The sequence below is a fragment of the Bacillus sp. GW823-FHT06B01 genome, from assembly GCF_058952315.1.
In genome coordinates this window covers 236,242-262,993 of record NZ_JBXAHR010000002.1, presented here as the reverse complement: position 1 = coordinate 262,993, position 26,752 = coordinate 236,242, and the positions used below count along the sequence as shown (strand labels likewise).

35 protein-coding genes and 1 pseudogene are annotated in these 26,752 nt (G+C 35.0%); 12 read left to right on the top strand and 24 right to left on the bottom strand.

Annotated features, from left to right (window positions below; genetic code table 11):
* Positions 1-13: 13 nt before the first annotated feature.
* The 4 genes from AC1Q8N_RS08405 to AC1Q8N_RS08390 all read right to left on the bottom strand — a co-directional run bounded on the left by AC1Q8N_RS08405 (position 14) and on the right by AC1Q8N_RS08390 (position 3,228).
* Positions 14-277: a DUF3949 domain-containing protein gene (locus tag AC1Q8N_RS08405; protein ID WP_116443092.1), complete on the bottom strand. Its 264-nt coding sequence runs from the start codon at positions 275-277 to the stop codon at positions 14-16.
* Positions 278-366: 89 nt separating this feature from the next.
* Positions 367-1,308: a phosphotransferase enzyme family protein gene (locus tag AC1Q8N_RS08400; RefSeq protein WP_098642636.1), complete on the bottom strand. Its 942-nt coding sequence runs from the start codon at positions 1,306-1,308 to the stop codon at positions 367-369.
* Positions 1,309-1,443: 135 nt separating this feature from the next.
* Positions 1,444-1,767 (bottom strand): hypothetical protein, encoded by a 324-nt coding sequence (locus AC1Q8N_RS08395; RefSeq protein WP_098078775.1) that lies wholly within the window; start codon positions 1,765-1,767, stop codon positions 1,444-1,446.
* A gap of 147 nt (positions 1,768-1,914) precedes the next feature.
* The gene (locus AC1Q8N_RS08390) at positions 1,915-3,228 is read right to left on the bottom strand and encodes a CBS domain-containing protein (RefSeq protein WP_000201566.1); all 1,314 of its coding nucleotides are present in this window, start codon (positions 3,226-3,228) and stop codon (positions 1,915-1,917) included.
* 247 nt (positions 3,229-3,475) lie between these two features.
* On the opposite strand from AC1Q8N_RS08390, the gene AC1Q8N_RS08385 reads away from it, so the two are divergent.
* The gene (locus AC1Q8N_RS08385) at positions 3,476-3,634 is read left to right on the top strand and encodes a hypothetical protein (RefSeq protein WP_176374055.1); all 159 of its coding nucleotides are present in this window, start codon (positions 3,476-3,478) and stop codon (positions 3,632-3,634) included.
* A gap of 40 nt (positions 3,635-3,674) precedes the next feature.
* Here AC1Q8N_RS08385 and AC1Q8N_RS08380 read toward each other — a convergent pair whose 3' ends face one another.
* A complete protein-coding gene (locus tag AC1Q8N_RS08380; RefSeq protein ID WP_048544378.1) occupies positions 3,675-4,358 on the bottom strand; it encodes a metal-dependent hydrolase in 684 nt (227 codons plus the stop codon).
* Positions 4,359-4,507: 149 nt separating this feature from the next.
* Between AC1Q8N_RS08380 and pepQ the strand changes: the two genes are divergently transcribed.
* Positions 4,508-5,605, top strand: a complete 1,098-nt coding sequence (gene pepQ / locus AC1Q8N_RS08375; protein ID WP_098221210.1) for a Xaa-Pro dipeptidase — start codon at positions 4,508-4,510, stop codon at positions 5,603-5,605.
* Here the strand turns inward: pepQ and AC1Q8N_RS08370 are convergent.
* Positions 5,588-5,992, bottom strand: coding sequence for a DUF3221 domain-containing protein (locus AC1Q8N_RS08370; RefSeq protein ID WP_098630345.1), 405 nt, complete (start codon positions 5,990-5,992; stop codon positions 5,588-5,590). The two genes, pepQ and AC1Q8N_RS08370, sit on opposite strands and share 18 nt — an antisense overlap.
* Positions 5,993-6,012: 20 nt before the next feature.
* Positions 6,013-6,387 (bottom strand): hypothetical protein, encoded by a 375-nt coding sequence (locus AC1Q8N_RS08365; protein WP_116443091.1) that lies wholly within the window; start codon positions 6,385-6,387, stop codon positions 6,013-6,015.
* Positions 6,388-6,479: 92 nt separating this feature from the next.
* On the opposite strand from AC1Q8N_RS08365, the pseudogene AC1Q8N_RS08360 reads away from it, so the two are divergent.
* Positions 6,480-7,311: pseudogene (locus AC1Q8N_RS08360) on the top strand (DUF2785 domain-containing protein).
* Positions 7,312-7,325: 14 nt separating this feature from the next.
* Here AC1Q8N_RS08360 and AC1Q8N_RS08355 read toward each other — a convergent pair.
* The 8 genes from AC1Q8N_RS08355 to AC1Q8N_RS08320 form a co-directional block, all read right to left on the bottom strand.
* A complete protein-coding gene (locus AC1Q8N_RS08355) occupies positions 7,326-7,532 on the bottom strand; it encodes a hypothetical protein (RefSeq protein ID WP_001248904.1) in 207 nt (68 codons plus the stop codon).
* Positions 7,533-7,595: 63 nt separating this feature from the next.
* The gene (locus AC1Q8N_RS08350; RefSeq protein WP_098078765.1) at positions 7,596-8,609 is read right to left on the bottom strand and encodes an anti sigma factor C-terminal domain-containing protein; all 1,014 of its coding nucleotides are present in this window, start codon (positions 8,607-8,609) and stop codon (positions 7,596-7,598) included.
* A complete protein-coding gene (locus AC1Q8N_RS08345) occupies positions 8,590-9,099 on the bottom strand; it encodes an RNA polymerase sigma factor (RefSeq protein WP_073516705.1) in 510 nt (169 codons plus the stop codon). Before AC1Q8N_RS08345 ends, AC1Q8N_RS08350 begins: the two co-directional genes overlap by 20 nt.
* Positions 9,100-9,277: 178 nt before the next feature.
* A complete protein-coding gene (locus tag AC1Q8N_RS08340; protein ID WP_098067726.1) occupies positions 9,278-9,733 on the bottom strand; it encodes a GNAT family N-acetyltransferase in 456 nt (151 codons plus the stop codon).
* Between the two features lie 72 nt (positions 9,734-9,805).
* Entirely contained in the window at positions 9,806-10,150 is a 345-nt protein-coding gene (locus AC1Q8N_RS08335) for a DUF6176 family protein (protein ID WP_063260726.1), read from the bottom strand.
* Between the two features lie 2 nt (positions 10,151-10,152).
* Entirely contained in the window at positions 10,153-10,941 is a 789-nt protein-coding gene (locus AC1Q8N_RS08330) for a GNAT family N-acetyltransferase (protein WP_098642635.1), read from the bottom strand.
* The gene (locus AC1Q8N_RS08325) at positions 10,938-11,270 is read right to left on the bottom strand and encodes a cupin domain-containing protein (protein ID WP_046956219.1); all 333 of its coding nucleotides are present in this window, start codon (positions 11,268-11,270) and stop codon (positions 10,938-10,940) included. Before AC1Q8N_RS08325 ends, AC1Q8N_RS08330 begins: the two co-directional genes overlap by 4 nt.
* 44 nt (positions 11,271-11,314) lie before the next feature.
* On the bottom strand, positions 11,315-11,737 hold the full coding sequence (locus tag AC1Q8N_RS08320; RefSeq protein ID WP_098078760.1) for a hypothetical protein: 423 nt from the start codon (positions 11,735-11,737) through the stop codon (positions 11,315-11,317).
* A gap of 130 nt (positions 11,738-11,867) precedes the next feature.
* Here AC1Q8N_RS08320 and AC1Q8N_RS08315 point away from each other — a divergent pair, with 130 nt between their 5' ends.
* Both AC1Q8N_RS08315 and AC1Q8N_RS08310 read left to right on the top strand, forming a co-directional pair.
* Positions 11,868-12,131 (top strand): helix-turn-helix transcriptional regulator, encoded by a 264-nt coding sequence (locus tag AC1Q8N_RS08315; protein WP_141520017.1) that lies wholly within the window; start codon positions 11,868-11,870, stop codon positions 12,129-12,131.
* Positions 12,128-12,553, top strand: coding sequence for a hypothetical protein (locus AC1Q8N_RS08310; protein WP_098078755.1), 426 nt, complete (start codon positions 12,128-12,130; stop codon positions 12,551-12,553). The genes AC1Q8N_RS08315 and AC1Q8N_RS08310 overlap by 4 nt, the downstream gene beginning before the upstream one ends.
* 51 nt (positions 12,554-12,604) lie before the next feature.
* Here the strand turns inward: AC1Q8N_RS08310 and ald are convergent, their stop codons facing one another.
* Together ald and AC1Q8N_RS08300 are read right to left on the bottom strand one after the other, a co-directional pair.
* The gene (gene ald / locus AC1Q8N_RS08305) at positions 12,605-13,738 is read right to left on the bottom strand and encodes an alanine dehydrogenase (protein WP_001219390.1); all 1,134 of its coding nucleotides are present in this window, start codon (positions 13,736-13,738) and stop codon (positions 12,605-12,607) included.
* Between the two features lie 213 nt (positions 13,739-13,951).
* Complete coding sequence (locus AC1Q8N_RS08300; protein ID WP_048544518.1) at positions 13,952-14,743, bottom strand: SDR family oxidoreductase; 792 nt, start codon at positions 14,741-14,743, stop codon at positions 13,952-13,954.
* Between the two features lie 147 nt (positions 14,744-14,890).
* Between AC1Q8N_RS08300 and AC1Q8N_RS08295 the strand changes: the two genes are divergently transcribed.
* On the top strand, positions 14,891-15,349 hold the full coding sequence (locus AC1Q8N_RS08295) for a universal stress protein (protein ID WP_001066680.1): 459 nt from the start codon (positions 14,891-14,893) through the stop codon (positions 15,347-15,349).
* Between the two features lie 41 nt (positions 15,350-15,390).
* Here AC1Q8N_RS08295 and AC1Q8N_RS08290 read toward each other — a convergent pair whose 3' ends face one another.
* Positions 15,391-16,110: a hypothetical protein gene (locus AC1Q8N_RS08290; protein ID WP_098078847.1), complete on the bottom strand. Its 720-nt coding sequence runs from the start codon at positions 16,108-16,110 to the stop codon at positions 15,391-15,393.
* A gap of 223 nt (positions 16,111-16,333) precedes the next feature.
* Between AC1Q8N_RS08290 and AC1Q8N_RS08285 the strand changes: the two genes are divergently transcribed.
* Both AC1Q8N_RS08285 and AC1Q8N_RS08280 read left to right on the top strand, forming a co-directional pair.
* Positions 16,334-16,513, top strand: a complete 180-nt coding sequence (locus AC1Q8N_RS08285) for a hypothetical protein (RefSeq protein ID WP_000999985.1) — start codon at positions 16,334-16,336, stop codon at positions 16,511-16,513.
* 92 nt (positions 16,514-16,605) lie between these two features.
* Entirely contained in the window at positions 16,606-17,172 is a 567-nt protein-coding gene (locus AC1Q8N_RS08280; RefSeq protein ID WP_048544405.1) for a DinB family protein, read from the top strand.
* A 54-nt stretch (positions 17,173-17,226) separates the two neighbouring features.
* Here the strand turns inward: AC1Q8N_RS08280 and argH are convergent, their stop codons facing one another.
* Both argH and AC1Q8N_RS08270 read right to left on the bottom strand, forming a co-directional pair.
* Positions 17,227-18,618 carry an argininosuccinate lyase gene (gene argH / locus AC1Q8N_RS08275; protein ID WP_098078752.1) on the bottom strand — a complete coding sequence of 464 codons (1,392 nt, stop codon included), beginning with the start codon at positions 18,616-18,618 and terminating at the stop codon, positions 17,227-17,229.
* Positions 18,615-19,820: an argininosuccinate synthase gene (locus tag AC1Q8N_RS08270; protein ID WP_000412317.1), complete on the bottom strand. Its 1,206-nt coding sequence runs from the start codon at positions 19,818-19,820 to the stop codon at positions 18,615-18,617. Before AC1Q8N_RS08270 ends, argH begins: the two co-directional genes overlap by 4 nt.
* Positions 19,821-19,986: 166 nt before the next feature.
* Between AC1Q8N_RS08270 and AC1Q8N_RS08265 the strand changes: the two genes are divergently transcribed.
* Entirely contained in the window at positions 19,987-20,304 is a 318-nt protein-coding gene (locus tag AC1Q8N_RS08265; protein ID WP_088064564.1) for a radical SAM protein, read from the top strand.
* Positions 20,305-20,332: 28 nt separating this feature from the next.
* Here the strand turns inward: AC1Q8N_RS08265 and AC1Q8N_RS08260 are convergent, their stop codons facing one another.
* Positions 20,333-20,527, bottom strand: coding sequence for a hypothetical protein (locus AC1Q8N_RS08260; RefSeq protein ID WP_098200045.1), 195 nt, complete (start codon positions 20,525-20,527; stop codon positions 20,333-20,335).
* 855 nt (positions 20,528-21,382) lie between these two features.
* Between AC1Q8N_RS08260 and AC1Q8N_RS08255 the strand changes: the two genes are divergently transcribed.
* Positions 21,383-22,045 carry a YitT family protein gene (locus tag AC1Q8N_RS08255; protein ID WP_048544413.1) on the top strand — a complete coding sequence of 221 codons (663 nt, stop codon included), beginning with the start codon at positions 21,383-21,385 and terminating at the stop codon, positions 22,043-22,045.
* Between the two features lie 32 nt (positions 22,046-22,077).
* Here AC1Q8N_RS08255 and AC1Q8N_RS08250 read toward each other — a convergent pair whose 3' ends face one another.
* Positions 22,078-22,911 (bottom strand): EcsC family protein, encoded by an 834-nt coding sequence (locus AC1Q8N_RS08250; protein WP_001256871.1) that lies wholly within the window; start codon positions 22,909-22,911, stop codon positions 22,078-22,080.
* Between the two features lie 137 nt (positions 22,912-23,048).
* On the opposite strand from AC1Q8N_RS08250, the gene AC1Q8N_RS08245 reads away from it, so the two are divergent.
* Positions 23,049-23,684, top strand: coding sequence for a DUF1796 family putative cysteine peptidase (locus AC1Q8N_RS08245; protein ID WP_048544416.1), 636 nt, complete (start codon positions 23,049-23,051; stop codon positions 23,682-23,684).
* Positions 23,685-23,755: 71 nt separating this feature from the next.
* Positions 23,756-24,190: an NUDIX hydrolase gene (locus AC1Q8N_RS08240; RefSeq protein ID WP_048544418.1), complete on the top strand. Its 435-nt coding sequence runs from the start codon at positions 23,756-23,758 to the stop codon at positions 24,188-24,190.
* 27 nt (positions 24,191-24,217) lie between these two features.
* Here the strand turns inward: AC1Q8N_RS08240 and ackA are convergent, their stop codons facing one another.
* Both ackA and AC1Q8N_RS08230 read right to left on the bottom strand, forming a co-directional pair.
* Positions 24,218-25,411, bottom strand: a complete 1,194-nt coding sequence (ackA, locus tag AC1Q8N_RS08235) for an acetate kinase (RefSeq protein WP_493521163.1) — start codon at positions 25,409-25,411, stop codon at positions 24,218-24,220.
* Between the two features lie 299 nt (positions 25,412-25,710).
* Positions 25,711-26,697 (bottom strand): class I SAM-dependent methyltransferase, encoded by a 987-nt coding sequence (locus tag AC1Q8N_RS08230; RefSeq protein ID WP_000084362.1) that lies wholly within the window; start codon positions 26,695-26,697, stop codon positions 25,711-25,713.
* Positions 26,698-26,752 lie beyond the last annotated feature (55 nt).

Sequence of the window (26,752 nt, the reverse complement as noted above, 5' to 3'; positions counted from 1 at the left end):
ACATAAAAAAGCATCAATATTGTGATGCTTTTTTACGTCCCTTAACTTTTAAAATCATATATGCAACAAAAGCAGAAGGTATATTAAAGGGGTTGCCTTGTACGTGAAAATGTAATTGCTCTTCTTCAAAAGGCATTTTTTCATATAGTTCTCGCTGAGATAATCCTGTTCGTTTCTTTTTTTCATGCAATCCTTGTAAATATAAATATTGAAGCGGTATCATCAAAAGAAAGTAAAATAGTGCGATCCCACCAAAAAAGAGCACTTCTGATGACATAATGCATACCACCTTCCTAAATTCCATTTTCTTACAATAAAATTATAACATAGTATAAACTCTAATTGAATTAATATTCTGTTTTTTGTTTATACAATTGTCTCACCGCATAATTCCTCTTCAGCATACTGAATATATCGCCGAATAAAATTTCCGGGATTCTTTTTAATCGGTTCAATATCAAGTCTTAATGGTATTTTTCCGGCCATATAAAAGATTCTTGAAGCGGTCCCCAGTCGAATGGCTGCTTCCGAAATATTTTCCCCATATCCCATTATGAAGTTCCCCCATACTTCTTCTAACTGTCCCGAAGCAATTAAATGCAATCTCGGAACACCAATATCAAACTCTTTATACCCAAATCCACATTCATCAAAATCGAGTAAATACCAATCCTCTTTGTCTACAAGAACATTACCAAAATGCATATCACCGTGAACAAATTGTTTTTCTCCTAGTTGATTTGAATTTGCGAGTTCTTGTATTCTTTCTGCAATTCTTATGCATTTATGCTTATCCGCATGCGATAGAAATGAAGCATTTAGTAATCGTTGTAAAGGCTCGTGGATTATCTTTTGCTCACTATATATAGGCCTTTCATAACCTCTCCAAGTTTGTGGCACTCTTTTGAGCACTTCATTTGTTTTTTCATGAAACTTTCGCATTAATGATCCGAGTTTTTCATAGTCCCTATCCCTTGGTTCTAAAATTTCACTTCCGTTTATAAACCTAAAGACAACAAAATACTGGATATTTCCTTCATCTTTCATAATAGGTGTGATCAAATCACCACTTTTATTGACAACTACTTCTGGTACTAACATTTGTTTTTGTATCGCTATTAACCAATGTATTTCAGCCTCTATTTGCTCGGCTGTATAACGTCCCTCTCTATACTGCCTAACTACAAATTTATTTTTGGCCGATTCGAATATATATGTTTGATTTTCTCCCCCATGCAACAATGAAACTTTCTTAAGACTATTTAAATTGTATTGCTTACATAACTGCTCTTTAGTGTGAAAATCCATTCTTTTCCCCCTAGTTCATATAGTGAAGCATCGTTTCCCTATCCAATTACATTATTGTTATCTCTTCATGATTAGTAGCGTAAGCTTTCTTATCCACTAACAACCAATTTTCTATCCGTACTCATACATATCCTTCTATTTTTTCACTTCTCTATCCGAACTCTTACGTAACTTAAACAATAGCTTCAAAATCCAATAAAACAAAATAAAGTTAAATAAAAAACCTACTGGATTAAACCAACATTCCCACCCACCATAATAAACAAACGTTTCAGCTGGTACACCAAAGTAAAGAAAATCCGGCTCATTTTCTCCTGATATAGGAATCAAGGCACCTATACTAGCAAGAGTCAAACTTACAAAATACAACCTCTTTTTAATAGCATTCATTCTTCTATGCGTTAAAACATGAATAATGATGAAACATACGACCACTAAAAAGAAAATGATTCCGCCCATTCACTTCCTCCTTATCACTATGCCATTTCCGTATCTTCTAATTTTTCAGTATTTTTATTATACATATGAAATGATACGCTATTTATTTTTGTTTCTATCCTTTTAAATAAAAAAATGGAACAAACCAAAGCGGTCTGCTCCATCTTTTTATTTATCGATCAACTGCACCATAAGTAATGCTTTCCCGACAACATTACCTTCATGATGCACTTCTACATCAACCTTACCAAATTTACGTCCAATTTCTAATACTTTCGGATGAACCGATACAACATTGTCAATTTGAACTGGTTTTACGAAATAAATTGTTAAGTTCTCAACAATTAAATCACTCTTCTTTTGCGCACGAATAACGCGATTCGTTGCTTCCGTCACAATTGTTGTGAATACACCGTAAGATAACGTTCCGATTGAATTCGTCATTTGCGGCGTCACTGAAAATTGATATAAATGTTCATTTTTCGCTTCTTTCGGCGTCATAAATTGATTCGTTACAATATCATCGATTGTTTCGCCGACTTGTGGTTGACGCTGAATCATTTGCAGCGCCTGAAGTACATCTTGACGACTAATAATTCCTTGCAGTTTATTTCCTTCATCAACAACTGGAAGTAACTCAATACCTTCCCACACCATCATACGTGCTGCAGCTGCGACAGACATTTTACCGTTTACCGTAATCGGATGCTTTGTCATGACTTTATCAATTGGTGTTTCTTTCACGACACCAATCATATCTTTTGAAGTTACAATACCTAACACCTTTTTATTTTCATCAACAATTGGATAACGTCCATGCATCGTTTCTTCATTGTACGCATGCCATTGCTGCACTGTATCATTCGGCTTTAAATATAACGTCTCTTCAATTGGCGTTAAAATATCTTCAACGAGGACAATTTCTTTCTTAATAAGCTGATCGTAAATTGCACGGTTAATTAACGTCGCAACTGTAAATGTATCGTAACTACTTGAAATAATCGGCAGTTTTAATTCGTCTGCTAATTTCTTCACATGATCTTCCGTATCAAATCCGCCCGTAATTAATACCGCAGCCCCGGCTTCTAACGCTAATTGATGTGCGTTCGTACGGTTACCGATAATAAGTAAGTTTCCAGCTTCTGTATAGCGCATCATCGCTTCTAATTTCATTGCCCCGATTACGAATTTATTTAACGTTTTATGTAGGCCCTCTCTGCCCCCAAGTACTTGACCATCGACAATGTTAACGACTTCTGCATATGTCAGCTTTTCAATATTCTCTTTCTTCTTTTGTTCAATTCGAATTGTTCCGACACGTTCAATCGTACTAACATATCCTTTATTTTCTGCATCTTTAATTGCACGGTAAGCTGTCCCTTCACTTACACTCAAATCTTTCGCAATTTGCCTTACAGAAATTTTATGCCCTACTGGCAGGCCATTAATATGTTCTAAAATTTGGTTATGCTTGGTAGCCAAATGGTTTCACCATACTTTCTTTTCCCTAAATTCTTCATGTGTTGTATTTTCAGTATACTATATTTTCAAAACTGTTACACTCTCTCTTTATATATCTGTACTATTTTTTTTATAACAAAATACGCCTTACATTACACTACTTCTTCTATTACAACAATGTAATGGTATTGTCATCTCGTTCGATAGTTTGTCCAGCCGCTTCAATATACAATAAAGACAAGAAATGAAACAAAGGAGCGAATATATGATGAAAAAATTATTAGAAGTTGTAGGTGCTGTATTTTTAGCTTTCGTAGATGGAAAAAAAGTTGCAATGGAATTGAATGAAGCACCTGAACAACCACTTCCAAAAAGAAAAAAATCATCAAAACAAGTACAACCTTTAAAAGCTGTCCTACACACGTAAAAAACCCTTCACTTGTCTTTTCAAATGAAGGGTTTCTTTTCTATAGTGTAATACTTTCTCCAGCTTCTAATACTTTTCCTGTACAATTTTGTAGCTTTTCTACAAATTGATATGGGTCTTGTTCAATTACTGGGAACGTATTGTAATGCATCGGCACAACAGTTTTCGCCTGAACCCATTTTGCTGCTAAAACAGCATCTTCTGGCCCCATTGTGAAATTATCGCCAATTGGTAAAAATGCTATATCAATGTTATTCAGTTCCCCAATTAATTTCATATCAGAGAATAGAGCGGTATCTCCTGCATGGTACACAGTTTTCTCTTCTGCTGTAAATAAAATACCTGCTGGCATACCTGTATATGTAATCGTCTTATTTTCTTCATCAATATAACTAGAACCGTGGAATGCTTGTGTAAACTTCACTTTTCCGAAGTCAAATTCATGCGAACCACCAATATGCATCGGATGTGTATTTACACCTTGCCAACTTAAAAATGTCGCTAGTTCAAATGGTGCCACAACAACTGCATTATTTTTCTTCGCAAGCTCTACTGTATCTCCAACATGATCACCATGTCCATGCGATAAAAGAATTGCATCTACTTTGACATCTTCAGCCTTTAAATCCGTTATCGGATTTCCAGTTAAAAACGGGTCAATTAAAATCACTTTTCCATTCGTTTCAATCTTTACAACTGAATGCCCGTGATAAGATACTTTCATTACTACATTCCTCCCCTATTCACATTCTCATTTTTTATTCTACATGATTTTTCAATTCCCTGTCTTTTCTAACATCTATTTACTTGTCATAACGCTTTCTTCCGATGTAAAGTTATATTTGTAATTAAATATCTCGGGGGTGCCAATCGATGAATGCTAGATTAGAAAATTTAATGCAATGGCTAAAAGAAAAAAACGTAGAAGCTGCGTTCTTAACTTCTACACCAAACGTTTTCTACATGACAAACTTCCACTGCGAACCACACGAAAGACTTCTTGGTATGTTTGTATTCCAAGAAAAAGAACCTATTTTAATTTGCCCTAAAATGGAAGAAGGTCAAGCGCGTAACGCTGGCTGGGCACATGAAATTATCGGATTTACTGATACTGACAGACCATGGGATATGATTGCAAAAGCAATTAAAGACCGCGGCATCAATGCAAATGCAGTTGCAATTGAAAAAGAACATTTAAACGTAGAACGTTACGAAGAATTAACAAAACTATTCCCAAATGCAGCTTTCAAATCAGCTGAGGAAAAAGTTCGTGAACTTCGTTTAATTAAAGATGAAAAAGAACTTTCTATTTTACGCGAAGCAGCTAAAATGGCGGACTACGCTGTTGAAGTTGGTGTAAATGCAATTAAAGAAGATCGTAGTGAGCTAGAAGTATTAGCAATTATTGAACATGAATTAAAAACAAAAGGCATACATAAAATGTCATTTGATACGATGGTATTAGCAGGTGCAAACTCTGCTCTTCCACACGGTATTCCAGGTGCAAATAAAATGAAACGCGGCGATTTCGTACTATTTGATTTAGGCGTAATCATTGAAGGTTATTGCTCTGACATTACACGTACAGTAGCATTCGGCGAAATTTCTGAAGAACAAACTCGCATTTATAGCACTGTACTTGCTGGACAACTACAAGCAGTTGAAGCATGTAAACCAGGTGTTACACTTGGCGCAATCGACAACGCTGCTCGTTCTGTTATCGCAGATGCAGGTTACGGGGACTTCTTCCCACACCGCCTTGGTCACGGACTTGGAATTAGCGTACACGAATATCCAGATGTAAAAGCTGGTAACGAGTCTCCATTAAAAGAAGGTATGGTCTTCACAATCGAGCCAGGTATTTACGTACCAAACGTAGGTGGCGTTCGTATTGAAGATGATATTTACATCACAAAAGACGGGTCAGAAATTTTAACGAAATTCCCGAAAGAATTACAATTTGTGAAATAAGAAAAAAGGCAGCGTGATTGCTGCCTTTTTCTGTTTCTCTAATATTTCAAACTTCTCTACAATCATTTTTGCTGGATAGCTTTCAAGCGTTTGAGAAGTCCATACTTTTATTTTATCCCCTGTTTTTAACTGTTTATATGCACCTTTATCTTTAAAGCTCAAAACTATATGTGATGGATACTCTTTATTCATTTGTTGTTCTATATAATTTTGCAACTCTATTTTTGTTTCATACGTTTCATCACTGACGAAAAATACCGTGTCATTTCTTACTATGACATACCCTTCTTCAGGTGCTTTTTTCACCTCTACTTGTTTTGTAGTGCACGCTGATAATATGATTAGAAATACACTTAAAAACATTAATTTTTTCATATGCCTATTCATTTTTAACTCCTTACTCTAGGCTATTTCAAATTTAACACCATCTTCTCCTCATACTTATTATCCCATTTAATGACAACCTCTATCGGTTCATCTTTGGATAGGGGCGCACAACTGACACAAGAAGACTTCATTTCAATCTTTGCTCCCTTATGAACTTCTGACGTTTGTGTCATTGTGCTAAAGGCTCCATTAATAGCAATCTCTAAATTCTTAAATTCTGTATTCCCATCTCCGCCCTTATACTGAAACGTAAACATTCCATCTTCACTGTCATCCTTAATATGCCCTTTATATTGCCCCGTCCAATTTTTGCTCTCGCTAGAAAAAGTAAAATACGAAAGTGAACAGCTTCCTAAAAAGAAAATACTAATAAAAAAGACTAATGCTCTCTTCATCATGCCCTCCATTCAAAAACATTTATTTATTGTCTATTTCTTCCTCTTATTATACTATTAAAATACAGAATTTTCTAAAATAGGAGGTTTATATGTTACAACAACAGTTAGAAGAAATTCGTAATAATAATTACGTAATCAATAATGTCCTCAATATCGATTCTTTAAGTTCCAGTATGCTGGAGCATATCGGGGATACTGATAGCTATTTAAGGGATAAACTTATCTACTCTACTTTTTATCACCTCATCAAGAAGGATTATATTTCACACACACACGCAATTAAAGAAACTATTATTAGAAAGCATCAGTGACAAATATTTATTGTATAAGATTCATTCGGATGACGAAGATGCTGTATTTACCCGCGCATTTACAACATTATTAATTGCGCTCATTATTGATGCCGATACAAAATATAATTTCTTATCACAGAATGATATTTTAACTGTAAAAGATCAATTGATTCTATATATGAACAATGAACATGATTTCCGTGGATATGTGCAAGACCACGGCTGGGCACATAGTATCGCTCATGCTTCTGATACATTTGAAGCGCTTGTTCGTAGTCCTAAACTGGAAACTTTACATTACGAAGAAATATTACAAACTTTATTAAACAAAGTTTGTGTCCATTCTATTTACTACAAATATGAAGAAGACGAGCGACTCGTTTATCCGATTGTCTCAATGCTACAAAATAGTCTAAAGGAAGACGTACTCATATTAGCCCTTCATGACTTAGTAGCTCAATTACCAGTCCAAAAACAAACACTACATATTGAATCATACGAGTTTCTATACGGAAATATAAAATCTTTCCTACGCAGCTTATTTTTCAGACTACGTACACTTTCTATATGTGAAGAAACCGAATGCAAAATTGAAAAATTGCTACGAGAGCTTCCAAAATATTATTAAAAAAAGAAGGCCACTCAAAAAGTGCCTTCTTCTATTTCACTAATATTTAATTGAAATTTCACGATCCAAACTGAGAAAAGGTGGACAAGAATCGCAAACGCCATACATGCTCCACTTAAAAAAGTTAGTATAGGATGCGAATACACGTGCCCTAATCCATAGGATATCGCCACGAAAAACATTGTTATGTAAATATAAATTGCTCCATGTATTTGCCTCATATTAACCTCCTTTTCCCATATTATAACATAAATTTTCTGATTATTCACATTAATCTCTTGTAATCAATATTTCTCAACTGTTACACCTCTAACAGCAGCCTTAATATACGGTGCTCCTTGTAAACTTTGTAAATCCTCTGTTTTACCTGTTACAACTACACCGTATATTGGTAGGTCTTTTGGTTTCGTATTTTTTATTTCTTTATAATATTGTTCAAAATAATCACTTGGTATACCTTCACTATTTTTTGCTAAATACTTCATTTGGTATAGAAACTCTTTTGAGTTTATTGTTACATCATTTTTCACATCTTCTTTTACTTTTGCATAACTCCCTTCAAACCCAAAAACATTTTTAGCCATTTCTGCATTTAATATTGCGCCATTTTTAGGATCTTTTAGCCCTACATAAGAATCACTTTTCTTTTCATTATATGTATCTACCCAAAACCAAACTGGCTGTACACTTTTGGGTAGCATCTCAGTAATTTGTTCAACTGTATACGATTTATCAAAAGATAAGGCTACTTCTGCAACTTTATTTTGCAAATCCCCAATATTTTTCAGGTCATCCACATAATTTTTATAAGTAACGAAAGGTAAATAAAACCTCATTTCTCTTTGCATTGTTTGTACATTATAGTCTGGTATCGCAACAGCCTCTTCACCCCTTTTTTCCTCATCTAAACTAACAAGCTCACCATTGTAGCGCTTCATACTATAATCCCATATGCCAGATTCATATATATCATTTACCCATTTTACTGGTTGGCCAGCTATATTTTTATACGAGTTATATATTACCGTACTCCCTGTAACACCGAGACTTAAATACATACTTCCACTGAAACGAATATTAGGGCCTTGAACCCTATGTAGTGCATTCATTTCTCTTTCCATTTTTCTAAACGTTTGCTGAGAAAAATACGCTGCTCCAAAAAATAAACTTACTATAACAATAATGGACGCACAAATAGAAATAAGCCAATTTCTCCAAAGTTGCTTCCGCTTCGCTCTCTTCATCAAAACTTTCATCTGCTTATCATCCATATTCAAATCAAAGTCCTTCCGACTCATCGTTTCTCCTCCTATACAATTTTTTAAATTGATTTCTTGCACGGTACAAACTTGTTTTCACTGTTTCTTCTTTCATACTTAATAAAATGGCAATTTCCTTATAAGATAGTTCATATTCATATTTCAACAGTAAAATATGACGATAATCCTCCGTCATCGTCTCCAATATTGCTTGTACCTCGCCTTGTAGTTCACTTGTTAAAAGCACTTCATCTAACGACTTTTGACCAATAAGAACAACAGATTCAATCGCAATGGGATTTAATCTTTTTTCTTTTCGATGTAAATCTCGGTGCTGATTGATCGCAACTCTAAAGAGCCACGGCGTTAAATGCTCTAACGGTATTTCCTCCATAAGTAATAAAGCTTTGTACAACGTATCTTGCACAATATCCTCTGCTTCTTTTCTATCTGCTCCAATCTTAATTAAATATCCAAACACAGCTTTTGACTTCTCTATTAATAATGTTTCAAACGTATCATGGCTCATCCTGCTCTCCTTTCTATATACTCAACGTTTGAGAGCGTAAAATGTATACAGCTTTTCTATAATTTTTTTCAAAATAAAAAAGCACATCTATTTTGATGCGCTCTTCATATATATTTTATTAACATATAAATCATTTTTTTGAAACAAAAACTCCCACTCATCTCTCTCCATACTATCATTATGGCTTAGTTGCCATAATAATTGAACGAGGATAAAACCCCAGCTTTTCATAAAACGATACAGCTTCATTTCCGTACACTACTGTTAATTCAATTTCATCGATCTTCTTCGCTTTACACCATTCCACTGCACTATTCATTAATTTTAACCCAAATCCGTTTCTTCGATATTTTTCATCAACGAATAAAACTTCAATCTTTCCGTTTACACTTTTACTATACGCTATACAAAATCCTAATATATTATCTGTTTCCGCCTCAACTAATAATTCAATTCTATATTCTCCATACTTTGAATTCTGTTTATAATTTTCAATACGTTCCTCAAATGTCATTCTTGGATAATCACCAGAAAAATGTTTTGATGTATTGTTATGATATTCATGCAATTTATTTAAAGGTTCTCTTATTATTTCTATTTCATCGAGAGTGATATATTTATTACTAATCATCATCCTACAGCATCTCCAATAATATATATTCCAACCAAAAAGAAGACCATTTTACGGTTATAAAATACCAATCTATTATTTCATCGCTTCCTTCACAACATCTTGAATCATAACAACTTCTGTTTTCATATCAACAGACTGTACTTCTTCATCAATACATTCATACCAAAACGCTAAGTGCTTTTTATCAATTTCATGATGAGAATTTTCGACAAGAGCCCCGCCTTCTCCTTGCACAGAATACCAATATAAGTACTCTTCTCCATCTCTTATTTCCCGGAAAATTGTCTCAACATACATTTTTTCGTCGTTTAATGTCAAAAGCACTTCTTTCATATTGTCATTAAGAAGCTGCATCCATTCATCTACACGATGACTTTTACCTTGTTTCACTTTGAATCTCGTTAACTCCACATTCATTTTTATTCCCCCGTTTTCTTCCGTACAAACAATCTATATTCTATTGGATTATAAAAACGTAATTTACTAGCTAAATTTTGCGAAGGAATATTGTCTACATAACAATCCCAGCACGGTGTAATATCATTTTGTGTGCAATGTTCAATGAACCGTTGTGCAACAGCTTGAGCTAATCCTTTCCCTTGATATGCTTCCTGCGTCACAATATCAATTTCAGCAAATCCATTCCCACTAAATATCGAAACACATTCAGCTACAATCATCCCATCTTGTTCTATACAAAATCCAAAACCACTGTTCAAAAACGTTTCTTTTGATCCCCAATATTCTTTATAATATCCCTCTGTAAACTCATTACTTTGTGCTATATCTTTTCTATCAATACGCTTCACTCCATATGTATTTTTGTTACAATCTTGTTTTTTCTCTTCAAAGGTTATGCTTTGAAATTTCATTCGTGGAATGTTCCGAAGTACATTACTAAAATGTTCTTCTATCATCATTTCCCACTCTTCACTCGAAGTGAACAATGTAAATCTCTTCTCTGTTTTTTCAATAGCCATTTTTAAATACGCAAATAAATCTTCGTTATAATTGTGATCATCCGTATCACCAAATAAATAATAGATACCGTTAGTTGTACGAATTAATCCTGCTGTTAACTTCTCGTTGGCAAAAATCTCACCATCTATCATTTGGTCACATACCGCATAAGCAAACGTCGTCGTTCTTGTATTACTTTCTAAAATCGGAATGATTTTTCTATACTCGGCTACTGATAATTTTTTCATAATTGCTCCACTTTAATCGTATCAGCCTCTATATTTTCAAAACAAAGATTTACCGTTCTCTTGAATGCTCTCGTTCTATGAATTGTGCATGCTGGAATTAAGATAGAATCATTCGGCTTTAAAACCGCCGTTTCTCCATCTTCAAAATCGATCAGTAGTTCTCCCTCTAGCACAATAAATAATTCATCCGAATTAGAATGATAGTGCCAATCATATTCACCAGTAAATACAGCAATTCGTAAGCAATGACTATTTACATTTGAAACGACAAAGTTTTTATGTTGATCTTGAATGTCCTTCGTTAATTCTATTAAATTCACAGTTTCCATCTTTCGTCCCACCCTTTCATTAGTCGTTCTTCTGAAAAACTAATTTAGTCTCCACCACCTCCGCAATCTCCTCCACTATCACTTGAGCTGCTACAATCATTGCTACTGTAGTCACCGAATCCACTTGATGAGCTTGAAGCGTATGAAGATTTTTTTCTTCTTTTTCTATCTTTTTTACTTTCATGACTAGGCCACACTTTATCAAATAATATAAAGAATAAGAATCCTTCTACCATAACAAGTATAACGCCAAAAATACCTTCAATAACATTAGGGGTTATCCCCAAATTGTTAACCATCCCACATAAAAACACGCAAAAAATCACATACAAGAACATACAAATATACCGAAATGTTTTTTCTATCATAATAACTACTTTTTTTGAAAGAGGTATGTTCTGTTCCTGTTTTTTCTTCATATATTTTTGTCTTTTAACTTGCCTTTTCTTCCTCTTTTTACTCCCCATTAAATCTCCTCTTTTGACTTATTTTTTCATTTAATTCCAAATTATCACAAAAAATAACATTATAACAAGCTATATTTCACGTAAAGTTTTGTTTACTTTTTGTAAAGTTTTATTTACTTATTACCTAAAAATGGATATAATAAATGTAACAAATTTACAAAAAGGAGACTTTGTATATTTGATTAAAAATAAGGTGAAACAATTCCGCGTCTTTAGAGACATCACCCAAGAACAATTAGCTTCCTCTGTTCAAATCACTAGACAATCCCTCATCGCTATCGAGAAGAATAAATACAACCCGAGTTTAGAATTAGCATTGAAATTATGTGAGTTTTTCAACTGTAAAGTAGAAGATTTATTTCAATTAGATAAAACTGGGGAGGAAAAAGAATGAAAAACTTTTTTAATCAAAAGTTCATTTCGCATCTTACCTTTTTATTGTTAGGTTCAACTTTTCTTTATTTCACTAGTAATGATGAAGAAAAAATTACTTCTGTCCTTCTATTCGCTGGCGTATTTATACTCTTAGACTCGATACTATTCGTAGTAAAACAAATATTCTTTAAGAAAAAAAAGAGCGATTCCGAGAAGTATCCATTACCTGAAATGGATGAAAGAATTGAGAAGATGAGTTTAAAACTTATGGCGCAAATTTTCGGTCTCTCTCATTTAATCGGTTCTGCAATACTATTTATTTTATATATCACTGACAAAAATTCGATGATACGAGTTGAGTATGCCTTGTATTACTTATTCGGCATTCTTTTCTTTACAATGATGTTCGGATTGAAAATTGTAAAGAAACTAGACAATTAGCCTAAATAAAAAGCCCCTCCTTACAAAAGGAGGGGCTTACATGTATTTCTATTATGATAAAGCAGGAGCTTTTTCAAGAAGCTCTTTCGCATCAGCGTATTGTAAACCGTGAGCTTCTGCAACTGCTTCGAATGTTACATATCCATCTAATGTGTTAATACCTTTTAGTAATGCAGTGTTACCTAAGCAAGCATCTTTGTAGCCTTTGTTCGCAATTTGTACTGCATATGGTACTGTTACGTTTGTTAATGCAAGAGTTGATGTACGTGGAACTGCTCCTGGCATATTAGCAACTGCATAATGAACAACACCATGTTTTTCGTAAGTTGGGTTGTCGTGAGTTGTAATACGGTCAGTTGTTTCGAAAATACCACCTTGGTCAATCGCGATATCTACAACGACAGAACCTGGTTCCATTGATTGAATCATTTCTTCTGTTACAAGTTTTGGCGCTTTTGCACCTGGAATTAATACTGCTCCAATAACAAGGTCAGATTCTTTTACAGCTTCTGCAATGTTGTATGGATTAGACATTAACGTTTTTACTTGGTTACCGAAAATGTCATCTAGTTGACGAAGACGCTCTGCACTTAAGTCGATGATTGTTACATCTGCACCTAAACCTACTGCAATCTTAGCTGCGTTTGTACCAGCTTGACCACCGCCGATAATTGTTACTTTGCCGCGTTTTACCCCTGGAACGCCTGCAAGTAAAATACCTTTACCGCCTTTGTTTTTCTCAAGGAATTGTGCACCGATTTGTGCAGACATACGACCAGCTACTTCACTCATAGGTGCAAGTAATGGTAAAGAACGATTGTCTAATTGCACTGTTTCGTATGCAATTGATACAACTTTGTTATCAATTAATGCTTTCGTTAATTCTGGTTCTGGAGCTAAGTGTAAGTATGTGAATAAAATTAAACCTTCGCGGAAATAGCCGTATTCACTTGCAACTGGCTCTTTTACCTTCATAACCATATCTTGATTCCATGCTTCTTCAGCAGTTTCAACAAGTTTCGCACCAGCTTGTACGTATTCTTCATCTGTAAAGCCTGATCCTATACCTGCTCCTTTTTGAACAAAAACTTCATGACCATTTTGTACTAAATGTACAGCTCCCGCTGGCGTCATCGCCACGCGGTTTTCATTGTTTTTAATTTCTGTTGGAATACCGATACGCATTATTAGTTCCCCCTTGAGTTATGAAATGACCCCTGAATCATTTTTTAAAGCGCTTTCTACGCTCTTATATTTTAACATAATATCTCAATATTTGACAAAAAATAATACAAGTTTTCCGATAGATTTAATCTTACATTAAAGGACAGTATTATCCGCACCTCTCAGCGTAAAGGATAAACTGTCCAATTATTCAAAACTTCACCTTATTTCGCTCTATCGATGTCTATGAATAACATCTACTGCACCAGTTACTTCAATAATTGTACCGGTAATCATATCGGAATCGTCTTCACATAAAAACGAAATCGTTCTTGCGATATCTTCACCTGTTCCAGATCTACCAATTGGTGTGTTATGTTCTTTCAACTGACGTGCTTCTTGAATTGTCGCTTCTTTCATTTCACCAATAATATCACCAGGACATACCATATTTGCAGTAATACCATTTTCTGCTTCTTCGTAAGCAATTGTTTTCGTTAATGAAACAAGTCCTACTTTCGCTGCTGCAAAAGCTGAACGATAAATCCATCCCGGTGCGCTATCTGCCCCTTGGAATCCGTAATTAATAATACGGCCAAAGTTCTGTTTTCTCATAACCGGAACGACAAGTTTCAACAAATGAAACACCGCTGTTAAATTGCCCTGAATCATTTCATTCCATTCGTCTTCTTCATAATCGACTAACTTTTTTCGTTCAAATACATATGGACCAGCATTATTAATTAAAAAGTCAATTTTACCAAAACGGCTTATCGCTTCTTCTACTATTTTATGTAAATCTTCCTTTTTCGTGACATCCGCTTGCACGAATTGTAGACGCTCTTCCATATTTTTATATGTTTCTTTCATCGTTTCCATAGCAGTTATATCGCTATGATATGTTACTGTTACTGAATACCCTTTAGCCAATAACTTTTCTGTTACTTGCTTTCCTAAACCTTTCGTACCGGCTGTAATGAGCGCGTGTCTCACAAACATGCCTCCTTTTAAATTGCTATACTTCATATGTAACAAGTTCTCGCCTCAATTACAACTAAAATGAATTAAAGCAAAGTTTTCAAAATTCTGTAACGTTTCCGGCAAGCACATTACCAAAATTTGTTTTATAATAAAGTTGTAAACGGTAATAAAAATGATTAGGAGGAATTTACTATGAATAATACATATACAAATATTTTAATCGCGGTGGATGGTTCTAAAGAAGCAGAAAGAGCTTTTAAAAAAGCAATTCAAGTCGCAAAACGTAACAATGCAACATTAACAATTGCTCATATCGTTGATGTAAAAGCATACTCAGCAGTAGAAGCTTATAGCCGCGCAATTGCTGAACGTGCAAATCTATTTGCAGAAGACTTATTAGAAGACTACAAAAAAACTGCGCTTGAAGCTGGCCTTGAAAAAATTGAAACTGTATTAGAATTTGGTAATCCTAAATCTAAAATTTCAAAAGAAATCGCTCCAAACCATAAAGTAGATTTAATTATGTGTGGTGCGACTGGTTTAAATGCTGTTGAGCGTTTCCTAATTGGTAGCGTCTCTGAACATATTATTCGCTATGCGAAATGCGATGTCCTTGTTGTTCGTGGTGATGAGGAGCAAGGTGATCTTTAATTTATAAATAAAACACCAAGTCCAGATGGGCTTGGTGTTTTTCATTTCACATATTTTATTAGAAATACAAGACAAGCCATAGCAACAACGGTAATTGCCAATATATAAGGAGGTAGAAACTTCAAAGACCATAACGCCATCATAATCGTCGCAACCGTTAAGTACGTTTGCTTTGCATCTTCTGTCATTTTTTTACGAAGGAAGAATACATACAAATAACCAATTGGCGGCGTCATAAAGCAAAGAACATATATGATTTTTGATTTCAAATACCATTTTTGTTCTCCGAGTTTCTTTATATCTTCTTCTATTCTCTTATGCTCTCGTTCTCTCGCTTCTTCTCCAAGCGGAACTTCCTCTTCTCCTCGCTTTTCTTTCATATAAGGAAGAAAATGCATAAAAAAATAACATGCAAATACGATTGCCCAAAATTCAATATCCAATCTTTCTAGTGGAATATGCTCACTAAAAAATGCAGCAGCAATCACTAAAGAAAAACAATACGTTGTCATCCAAAAGGAACGTTTTCTCTTTTTCCGTTCCATTTCTTTTTTATTTTGTACATGTTTTCTTTTTGAAAGCCATATTGAAATACAGCAATCTACTACAAATAGAATAAAGATAAATATCCCAACGTGTACTGTTTCTACATCCTCAAATGAAAAGATATTTGGGAATGCAACATGTAATACAATTAGCGTGTACAAAATTATCCCTATAAAATAAAGTGAAACTTTAATCAGTGGGGGGGTTTTGTTCATCCCCCACTGATTATTAGTTGAACCAATCGGGCTTTTATGGGCAGTTGATCCCCACCTAACTTCTTTGCTTTCGCTAAATTTTGAGGTGGGGGTCTTACTGCCCGTTAATGCGGGATAAATACGTCTCATTTTCCATTCCTTTCTTATTTCCTAACTTTAGGTTAACATACATTTTTTAGAAATAGACGGACAAAATATATATGTTAAAAAAGGAGGATGCTATATGAATGATTCTGAACGTATTATTTTAGATGTGAACGGGAAAGAGCTCGAAATGTTAGATACACTCCGTACACATTTTAAAGAAAAACATGGTGTGGAACTAAGTAATGGTGCATTACTTAGAGATTTGATGGATATTGAGTATATTCGAATTACGGAAGATCGACATAAGTATGATTGATACATTATAAGCCTGGAGCACATTGCTCTAGGCTTACTTACATCCACACGGAAAATGTTATAATTAGGAAAAAGTGTGGAGGATACGAAAATATGAAATCTGAAAATATCTCAAAACATTTTCATACATTACATGTACAAAGGAACGAGTTCCTTCCTCAGCTCCATTCACTATCCCAAGAAGAACTATGGTATAGAACAGAGGACAAAAAATGGTCTACTGGTGAACACTTTTATCACTTATATTTAATTGCAAAGATGCTCAAAGTAGCGATTAAATTCTCTTTCACTCTTATCCCTTATGCAAAACTAAGAAGAAATGCCCCATTTGCAACTGACATACATGACATTTATGCCGAATATAAAGAAAAGCATGGCAAGGGAATGAGAGCTCCTTGGATTTTAATCCCCTCAAAAAAAGTCTATCACTCTATGAATATAACTGAATTAGAACAATTACTTACACGTGAAACAGATGAAATAAAAAAGCTCGTTCAAAATATAGAAGAAAATATTGCAGGACATATCGTATTTTTAGATCCAATTGCTCACTATCCTAACCTGATTCAATCTATTCAACTATTAGCGATACATGAAAAACATCATTTTATGATTATGAAACATAACTATGAAATGATAGATACTCCCCTAAAAATCTAAATACAAAAAGGTAAGGTACTTTCTAAAAAAGTACCTTACCTTCTATATTATGCATCATTTAATACCTACAAACTCTACCGTTAATTCCTTCGCCTTCTCCAAAGCTTTTTCAATTTGCTCAAACCCTGTCCCGCCAGCACTGTTACGACGCTTTACAGCTGCATATGGTGAAAGAACTTCATACAAATCTTCTTCAAATAACGGACTCATTTCTTTATATGTTGCAAGTGGTACATCTACTAAATAAATTCCTTTTTGTGTGCAGTGTAGCACTAGCTTCCCAACAATTTCATGAGCTTGACGGAATGGTAGTCCTTTGTTTGCTAAGTAGTCAGCAATTTCTGTTGCGTTAGAGAAATCGTGCGTCACAGCTTGCCCCATTTTTTCTTTGTTTACAGTCATCGTCTCTAGCATGCCTGCCATAATATGAAGGCAGCCTTCTACTGTTTTTACTGTATCAAACATTCCTTCTTTATCTTCTTGCAAGTCTTTATTGTAAGCGAGCGGTAATCCTTTCATGACTGTAAGTAAACTAAATAAATTACCGTATACTCTGCCTGTTTTACCGCGGATTAGTTCCGCCATATCTGGATTTTTCTTTTGCGGCATAATGCTGCTTCCCGTTGCGTATTGATCGCTCATTTCAATAAATTGAAACTCTTGGCTACTCCATAAAATAAGTTCTTCGCAAAAGCGTGATAAGTGCATCATGAGCATAGATGAGTTACTTAGGAACTCCAGTATGAAATCACGATCGCTTACTGCATCTAAACTATTTTCATAGATTCCATTAAATCCAAGAAGCTCCGCACTATATTCTCGGTCAATCGGGAATGTTGTCCCTGCTAATGCTCCTGCTCCTAATGGTGAAATGTTAATGCGCTTTAATGAATCTTCATAACGATTCACATCACGCTCTAACATCCAAAAGTAAGCGAGAATATGATGTGCAAATGAAATTGGCTGCGCACGCTGCAAATGCGTATAACCAGGCATAATGGTTTCAATATTATTTTCTGCTTGATGAACAAGAACAGTTTGCAATTGTTTTGTAGCTTTTATAATATGTTCTACTTTTTCTTTCAAATATAAATGCATATCAGTCGCTACTTGATCATTACGGCTTCGTCCTGTATGAAGTTTCCCTCCTACTTCACCGATTTGTTCAATTAACATTTTTTCAATGTTTAAATGAATATCTTCTGCTTCTACCGAGAATTGAAGCTTATTCTCTTTTGCTTCTTTTAATAAATACTGAAGCCCTACCTTTATTTTCTCTGCTTCTTCTTTCGTAACGATACCTTGCTTTGCTAGCATCGTTACGTGCGCAATACTTCCCTTTATATCTTGATTTACTAATTGTTGATCGAAGGAGATGGATGCTCCAAACTCTTCAACCCACGCTTCCGCTTCTTCTGTAAAACGTCCGCCCCAAAGTTTGCTCACGCTTCCACCTTCTTTTGATTCACTTGGCTGTATACTTTCGTCGGTAAACCGAATAATGAAATGAATCCAACTGCTGCATCATGATTAAATTCGTCCTGAGCAGTATATGTTGCTAATTTTTCGTCATATAAAGAGTACTCAGATTTACGTCCTTCTACAATCGCATGGCCTTTAAATAATTTCACACGCACTGTACCTGTTACATTTTTTTGCGTTTCTTGTAAGAAAGCATGAAGCGCTTGTTTTAAAGGAGAGAACCATAAACCGTTATAAATAAGTTCTGTTATTTTCTGCTCAATCACCGGTTTAAAATGTGCTACTTCTTTTACGTGCGTTAAATCTTCTAGCTCTTTATGTGCTGTGATTAACGTCATTGCCGCTGGACATTCGTATACTTCACGCGATTTAATACCAACGAGGCGATTTTCTACGTGATCGATACGTCCAACGCCATGTTTTCCAGCAAGCGCATTTAACGTTTTAATTAATTCTGAAAGTGAATATGCAGTGCCATTTAAAGTAGTCGGTACACCTGCTTCAAAGCCGATTTCTACAAACTCTGGTTTATTCGGTGTATCTTCTAATGCCAATGTCATCTCATATGCATCTTCTGGCGGCGCTGCCCATGGATCTTCTAAAATACCACATTCGTTACTGCGTCCCCATAAGTTTTGATCGATTGAAAACGGGCTGTCTAAATTAATCGGAATGGGTACATCGTTTTCTTTTGCATATGCAATTTCTTCTTCACGTGACCATTTCCATTCACGTACAGGCGCAATCACTTCTAAGTAAGGATTTAACGCTTGAATAGAAACTTCAAAACGAACTTGATCATTCCCTTTCCCTGTACATCCGTGTGCAACTGCAGTCGCCCCTTCTTGTTCTGCAATTTCTACTAATTTCTTAGCGATAAGTGGACGAGATAATGCAGAAACGAGAGGGTATTTCCCTTCGTATAACGTGTGCGCTTGCATCGCCATCAATGCATATTCATTTGCAAATTCCTCTTGAACATCAATCATATATGATTTAATTGCACCTACTGAAAGTGCCTTTTCTTTTACGAATGCTAAGTCTTTACCTTCCCCTAAGTCTAAACAAAGCGCGATAATATCATAATTCTTCTCTTGTAACCATTTAATTGCAACGGAAGTATCAAGACCTCCAGAATATGCTAATACCACTTTTTTCTTCTCCATTTTGCATCCCCCTAAAGAATAAATATTCATTTTCTTTTATAATAATACACACTTTAACACCTTTCACAAAATGTATCAAGAGTCATTTTCAAATTTTTTCAAACAATTTCGTCGAGCTTCTTTCTGTTTTCATGTACAATATAAGCAGGAAAACGGGGGTGAACTTATGGAAAAGTATTTCTTATACGATGATCATCTAGGAATTGAAATTCCGTATTTACAAGAAGATTGGGAAGATATCCCCGAAAAAATACAGCATGCTATTTTATTGAAATGGGAACAAGTTCGCGGAAAGATTCCTGATCGTATAAAAGAACTCGAGCACTCTATTAATGCAAAACAGCATCATTTAAATAACGAAGAAAACTTTGAAATTTCTTGCAAACTTAATTCAGAAATTGCCGATCTCGCTTCCATCATTAATGACCTTTGGCTTTGGTATCGACTCACTCAAAATGTATCTGAGGGAAAAGCACACCAATGAAAAAAGCATGTCCCTCAATTACTTTGGGTCATGCTTTTTTGTCGTAACACGATTTACAATATATTTCTTGTGCTGTTTTCGCTAAACACAAATCGAACGGTCCAACTAATATACTTCTTTCCTTTGGCAACTTTACAAAAGCAACGAGCTCTTCTTCATATTGAATCTTTTTCTGACATGAAACGCATACTAATTCTTTTCTTTTGAACATGTCTTTTAGCATATCTTCTCTCTCCCTTTCATCTATCTATATTGATATAATCTCATAACAATTAAGACTTGTAAAAAAATGACACATTCTGAAGCAAATTATTCATATACTATGTACAAAAGGAGGTCTCAATTTTATGCGAGCTTTCATTATTATCGCTTTAACTTTTTTAAGTGTGATTAGCTGGGATGCGTTTTTTAAAGATAAAGGTGACCAGAAAGATACAACTGAATAAACGCCATCTCTTTCTTACTTATTGGACAAACATTAAAACACTGTCCAATTCTGCAAAATAACTTAGGCTTTTCTACAAAAATATTTAAACATAACAATTTTTGTAGATTTCCTCCGCTTATTGTCGGTTTCCATCCGCATACATTTTTTGAAAGTATGATATAATAATATAAATCTTGAAGGAAGGGATTTTGATATCATGATCGCTCGAAGGAGCATGTGGCATCGTATTGACGAATCATACACGTAGCGTATTTTTCAGCTCAGATACTTTAGTCTAGCGAAAAAAATACGAGAGTGGGGAAATTATGATTGCCCGAAGGATAATTTGGCAAAAAAAAGACTCTTCTTACACGTAGCGTTTTGTTTAGGACTTAATTGTTACTAGCTAAACAAAACAAAGAAGAGCAGGATTGCTAAATGAAGAATCCTACTCCACGTTTTGTTTAGTCGTTTTAAGACTTAAACTAAAACGAAGGTAGGGAGAATTGATGGACGAGAGGATTATTCGTTATTTCTTCAGCGACATATAGCGTAGTTAGTTTTTTTCGTAAACTAACTGAAGCTACATGTGAGCTCGTAGTTAGTTTACAACACAAAAAGGACTACTAACTACGGAAAGAAGGAATAACGATGAGGAACATCCAAAGTCGACAAATTATTAAAGAAATTTTTATGGTTTTAATCGGTTCATTTATTTTAGCAGCAGCGCTATATCACATTCACTTCCAAAACCACTTAACAGAAGGTGGATTTGTAGGAATTGCACTATTTATCCAAAATTTTTATGATATTTCACCATCTATTTCAACTGTAATTATGGATATCCCAATTATTTTACTATGTGCTTCATTTTTAGGTAAAAAAATGGTTGGTTATTCATTCCTAGGTTCGATTTCATTCGGAGTATTTTATTCTCTTATGGAAAATTATTCTCCATTTACGGTCGATTTATCAAATAATTTATTTATAGCTGCAGTAGTTGGCGGTGCGTTAGCTGGTATTGGACTCGGTTTTATATTGCGATTTGGCGGTGCAACCGGCGGAGACGACATTTTAACAATTGTATTAAGTAAACGAACTCGTTTTACAATTGGGCAAATTTTCTTCGTCTTTGACGCGATTGTTCTTGCGCTTTCATTATATTATTTAAATTGGACAGAAATTGCTTTTACTATTCTTTCAATTGCTGTACAGGCAAAAACATTGGATTTAATTTATTATCCAAAAGCAGAGAAAAAAGCAGAAAAGCAACCAGTATCTATTCCAATGTCCAAAAAGCATGCAACAAATTAAAAAAAGCGAAAGGCTTCGGCCTCTCGCTTTTTTTACGCTCTTTTTTCCTTCTCGACTATGTGGCGCACTTGATAAAATCTATTTGCAAATTCAGTAACATTTCTTGTTAAACGATAGTTCACTGTAGACCCGATTGCCATTCCGATTACCGGAATACCTTGGAATAATTTACGACGAAGAGCATAAATCGAAAATGTTTTCAAAATTTGTTTTAACACAACCTCAGTAGAAGCTGGTTGTAATACCGCTTCGTCTCCTTCATAGAAGAACGAATCTTCTTGCTCTAGCTCTTGCAGTAAATTGTACCATGCGTATTGCTGAAGCCTTCCTGGTAGTAATGACGCATGAAACACCTTTAACGCAAGCATCATTTCATAAGGCTTGTTCACATCATGTCCAAATGATGTTGCAATAAGTTGGACAGCCTTCACATTTAATGCAATCATAACCGGAAAATCAGCCGTTAATAATAATAAACCTCCAGCACCCGTTGCTCCGCCTTGTACGAATGAATATAGGCGATGTCGCGCTGTTTGCTGCTCTGCTATGTATGTTAACTGATCAATAGATAATGCTTTCAAATCTTCTAGTTGCTCAATTGATTCATCAAATAATCTCGACGTTCCTAAAATACGATTACGCGCGTCTAACTGTGATTGTGAACTTTGAATCAATGCATGCAAATGAAAGAGCCATCCATCTGCTTTCGTAAAGAAATCTTTTCGTTTTTTCTCAGGTAATTTCGCAATTGTCGTATGTACCCATTTATCAAACATTTTTTGAAAATCAGTCGCTTCTTGCTCAACTAATTGCGATTCCCATTCTTTTATATTGTCTAAAATGGCTTGTTCTCGCTTCGATCGCATCGTAACAACCACCTCGTTCGATTTTTTTCTATTGTAACATATTTCTGCTTATTCTTTACAAATATGCTTGTCTATCTTTATTCACATTCCATTTTTTAGTGACATAAAATATTAGCAAAAAGGATGAGATAAATCACATGAATCTATCCAATATAAAAAAAGAATATAATGCAGTATTCAGCTTAGGACAAAACTGCTGGCCTGCTTGGGCGTTATATCAATTCGAATTATCACCCTTTTTTGGTGTTATCGATTTTATGCTAAGCCCTTCATTAGAAAAAGTGAATGTATTATTACAAAATCGATTTGACCGTTTTCTACAGTTCGAAAACTTATCTTTCATCTCATTTTGGGATGATGGTGCGAAATTAAGACTCCGTGACAACCTATATGAAATCGACTCCTGCCACGACTTTAAAACAGATGTAAACACACCAACTTCTTGGCCTTCTTATACAGAAGTTAAGTTAAACTATGAGCATCGAATTCATCGTTTTCTAACTACAATTGAAACGGCAGAATCCATATTGTTTATTCGAACTGGAGGAACATACGAAGAAGCGCATTCCTTGGAACACATTTTATCTCAAATAGTTAAACATAAATTCTCTGTCCTATTACTACTTCCTGCAGATGTACCAACTGTTGCCCAAGAAGATTGGGGATTACAAAATATTTGCGTTATAAAATGCCCTATTATGGATGTATACCAGTACAATGAAGCATTTTGGAGTGACCTATTTGATGGACTCACGATTAGACCGCAGTCCTAAATACACGATACTTTTTATTACAAAACACATTATAATCATCCTTATACAAAAGAAATAAGGAGTGATTATATATGTATCCACGTGCAAAAGCTTTTGGCATTGCTATACATCACGGTAGACTTCTCGTACAAGAATATCATACTGGCGATGAAACATATTACCGACCTCTTGGCGGTTCAATTGAACTTGGTGAAAAATCAGCACATACCGTTATTCGCGAATTTCAAGAAGAGCTTCACACAGAAGTGGAAATCACCAATTATTTAGGCTGCTTAGAAAACATCTTTCATCTAGATGGAGAAATTGGTCATGAAATCATTCAGCTATATTCTTTACGCTTATTAGACATGTCACTATATGAAATGGAAATACTGAATATACAAGATGAACAAACACTGTCATACGCAAAATGGATTTCCCTCACTGCATTCATTCAAAAAGAGAAAGCACTATATCCAGATGGAATCTTGAAATATATCCAACAGAAAAAAGACGAAACCCTATAGGATCTCGTCTTTTTTTCATATAGTATATTAACCAATATCTCCAAGACGTAGTACGTCACGAGCGATCATAACTTCTTCGTCAGTTGGAATTACGATAATTTTTACTGGAGAGTGTGGGAAGCTGATGAATGCTTCTTCACCAAATACGTTATTACGTTTTACGTCGAAGTATACGCCCATGTACTCAAGGCCTTCTAATACACGCTCACGAATAATCGCACTGTTTTCACCTACACCAGCTGTAAAGATGATAGCGTCAACGCCTTTCATACGAGCTGTGTAAGAACCGATGTATTTGTGGATACGGCTTACGAATACATCAAGTGCTACTTTCGCACGGTGGTCGCCTTCTTCTTCTTTCGCAATGATGTCACGTAGGTCACTAGAGTAACCAGTAAGACCTAACATACCACTCTTCTTGTTTAATACGTTAACTACTTCTTCTACTGTTTGGCCTGTTTTTTCCATGATGTATGGAATTAACGCAGGGTCAAGGTTACCAGAACGTGTACCCATTGTTACACCAGCAAGTGGAGTGAAGCCCATAGAAGTATCGATAGATCTACCGCCTTCTACTGCTGCGATACTTGCACCGTTACCTAAGTGACAAGAAAGTAAGCTTAAGCTTTCAAGTGGACGACCTAATAATTCAGCCGCACGCTCAGTTACGTATTTATGAGAAGTTCCGTGGAAACCGTATTTACGGATACCGAATTTTTCATAGTACTCATATGGTAGGCTGTATAAGAATGCAGATTCCGGCATTGTTTGGTGGAATGCTGTATCGAATACTGCTACTGCTGGTACGTTTGGTAATACTTCTTGGAATGCTTTAATACCAACAAGGTTTGCTGGGTTATGAAGTGGCGCTAAATCGCTTAACTCTTCGATATCAGCTAATACTTCATCAGTAATTAAAACAGAGTCAGCAAATTTTTCGCCGCCGTGAACAACACGGTGACCGATACCGCCAATCTCATCTAGAGACTTAACGATTCCGTTTTCAGTTAATTTTTTAAGAAGCATATTTACTGCTACTGCATGATCTGGAATATTTGTAATTTCTTTTTGTTTTTCGCCATCTACAGTAATAGTGAAGATACTATCTTCTAAACCGATACGTTCTACTAAACCTTTTGTTAATACTGTTTCACTTGGCATTTCAAATAATTGGAATTTTAAGGAAGAGCTTCCTGCGTTAATCGCGATGATTTTTGACATCTAGTCTTTCGCCCCTTTTTCTCTTGGTAGTTGTGTGGATATGTCCACAAACCGCTCGATTTTATCTGATCAAATTCACTAAATATGAAAACGTTTCATCATTAGTGAATTTTATACTCACGATTTTAATTTAAACATCGTCCGACATATATTTCAAGTGAAAAAATTGTAACACCAAGAAAAAATATATATTACAGATTTCAAAAAAATTCAGTTTAATCTAGTATATATTTAAAAATATGACATATCATATAAAACTGTACTACATGAATTACTAACCCTGTTACATATACCTCGCCTTATTTGTGGGTTGCAAACCAAGTATTTAATTGATCCATAATGTTCTCCATCGCCTTCATGTTGGAGAATTTAGGTAACTCCACTAATAACGCCTGTTTTGGCATTGTTACACTAGGACCTTTCTTTTGGAGAACAAATATACTTTTTGCATTTTTCTCGTTTTTAAACATGGAAACAGGTAGCTGTAATAGCCCTTGAATAAAACATGTTTCTTTAATAAATGCATGTAATTTTGGTGCTTGATCACTTTCAAAAATGAAGTTTGGTACTAGGAAGAATAAGTACCCGCCTTCTTTCGTATGTTTCACACTTTGTTCAATAAATAGGTGATGTGCATACGACATTCCTTCATCTGCTTTTAACTTATATTCACTTGCACCGATTTCATTTGGATAGTAACCAATCGGTAAGTCTGAAACGACTGCATCAACCGGATCGATATAAAGTGGCGCTAGTCCATCTTGATGGAAGAATTCGATTGCATGCTTTTGTAAATTCGCATTTACTAAAGCAAGTTTAATTAGTACTTCATCCACTTCTACACCAAATCCACTCATTGCTAGTCCTTCTTTGGCGCTATTAAATACTGTAGTCATTAAGTTACCTGTTCCAATTGCAGGATCTAAAACAGTAATTTCGTTTTGCCCTTGCATAAATTTATGGAATAAGTAGCTCATGAACATTCCAACTGCATCAGGCGTCATTTCGTGATTCGCTTGCACGCCTTCTTTCATTCCTTTTAAGATGGCTAACTGAAATGCTTTACGAATTTCTTCCCCTTTATATGTTTCTTCATTAAACGTACTATATTCACGATTCAGCCTTTCAATTGCTGATTCGGATAATTCCTCTTGTAAAATTGCTCCTTCAAACAAGTTATCACCTGTTTCTACAAGCGCCTCTAAATATGTTACATCTAATTCTTTACGTAAAACTACCGCAGAAGAATCAAAAATAGAAAATAATGTTTCTACTGTCTGACTCACGTACATTCCTCCTTCTCTCTTTTACACATAACTTATATCATACCACAAAGTGTTT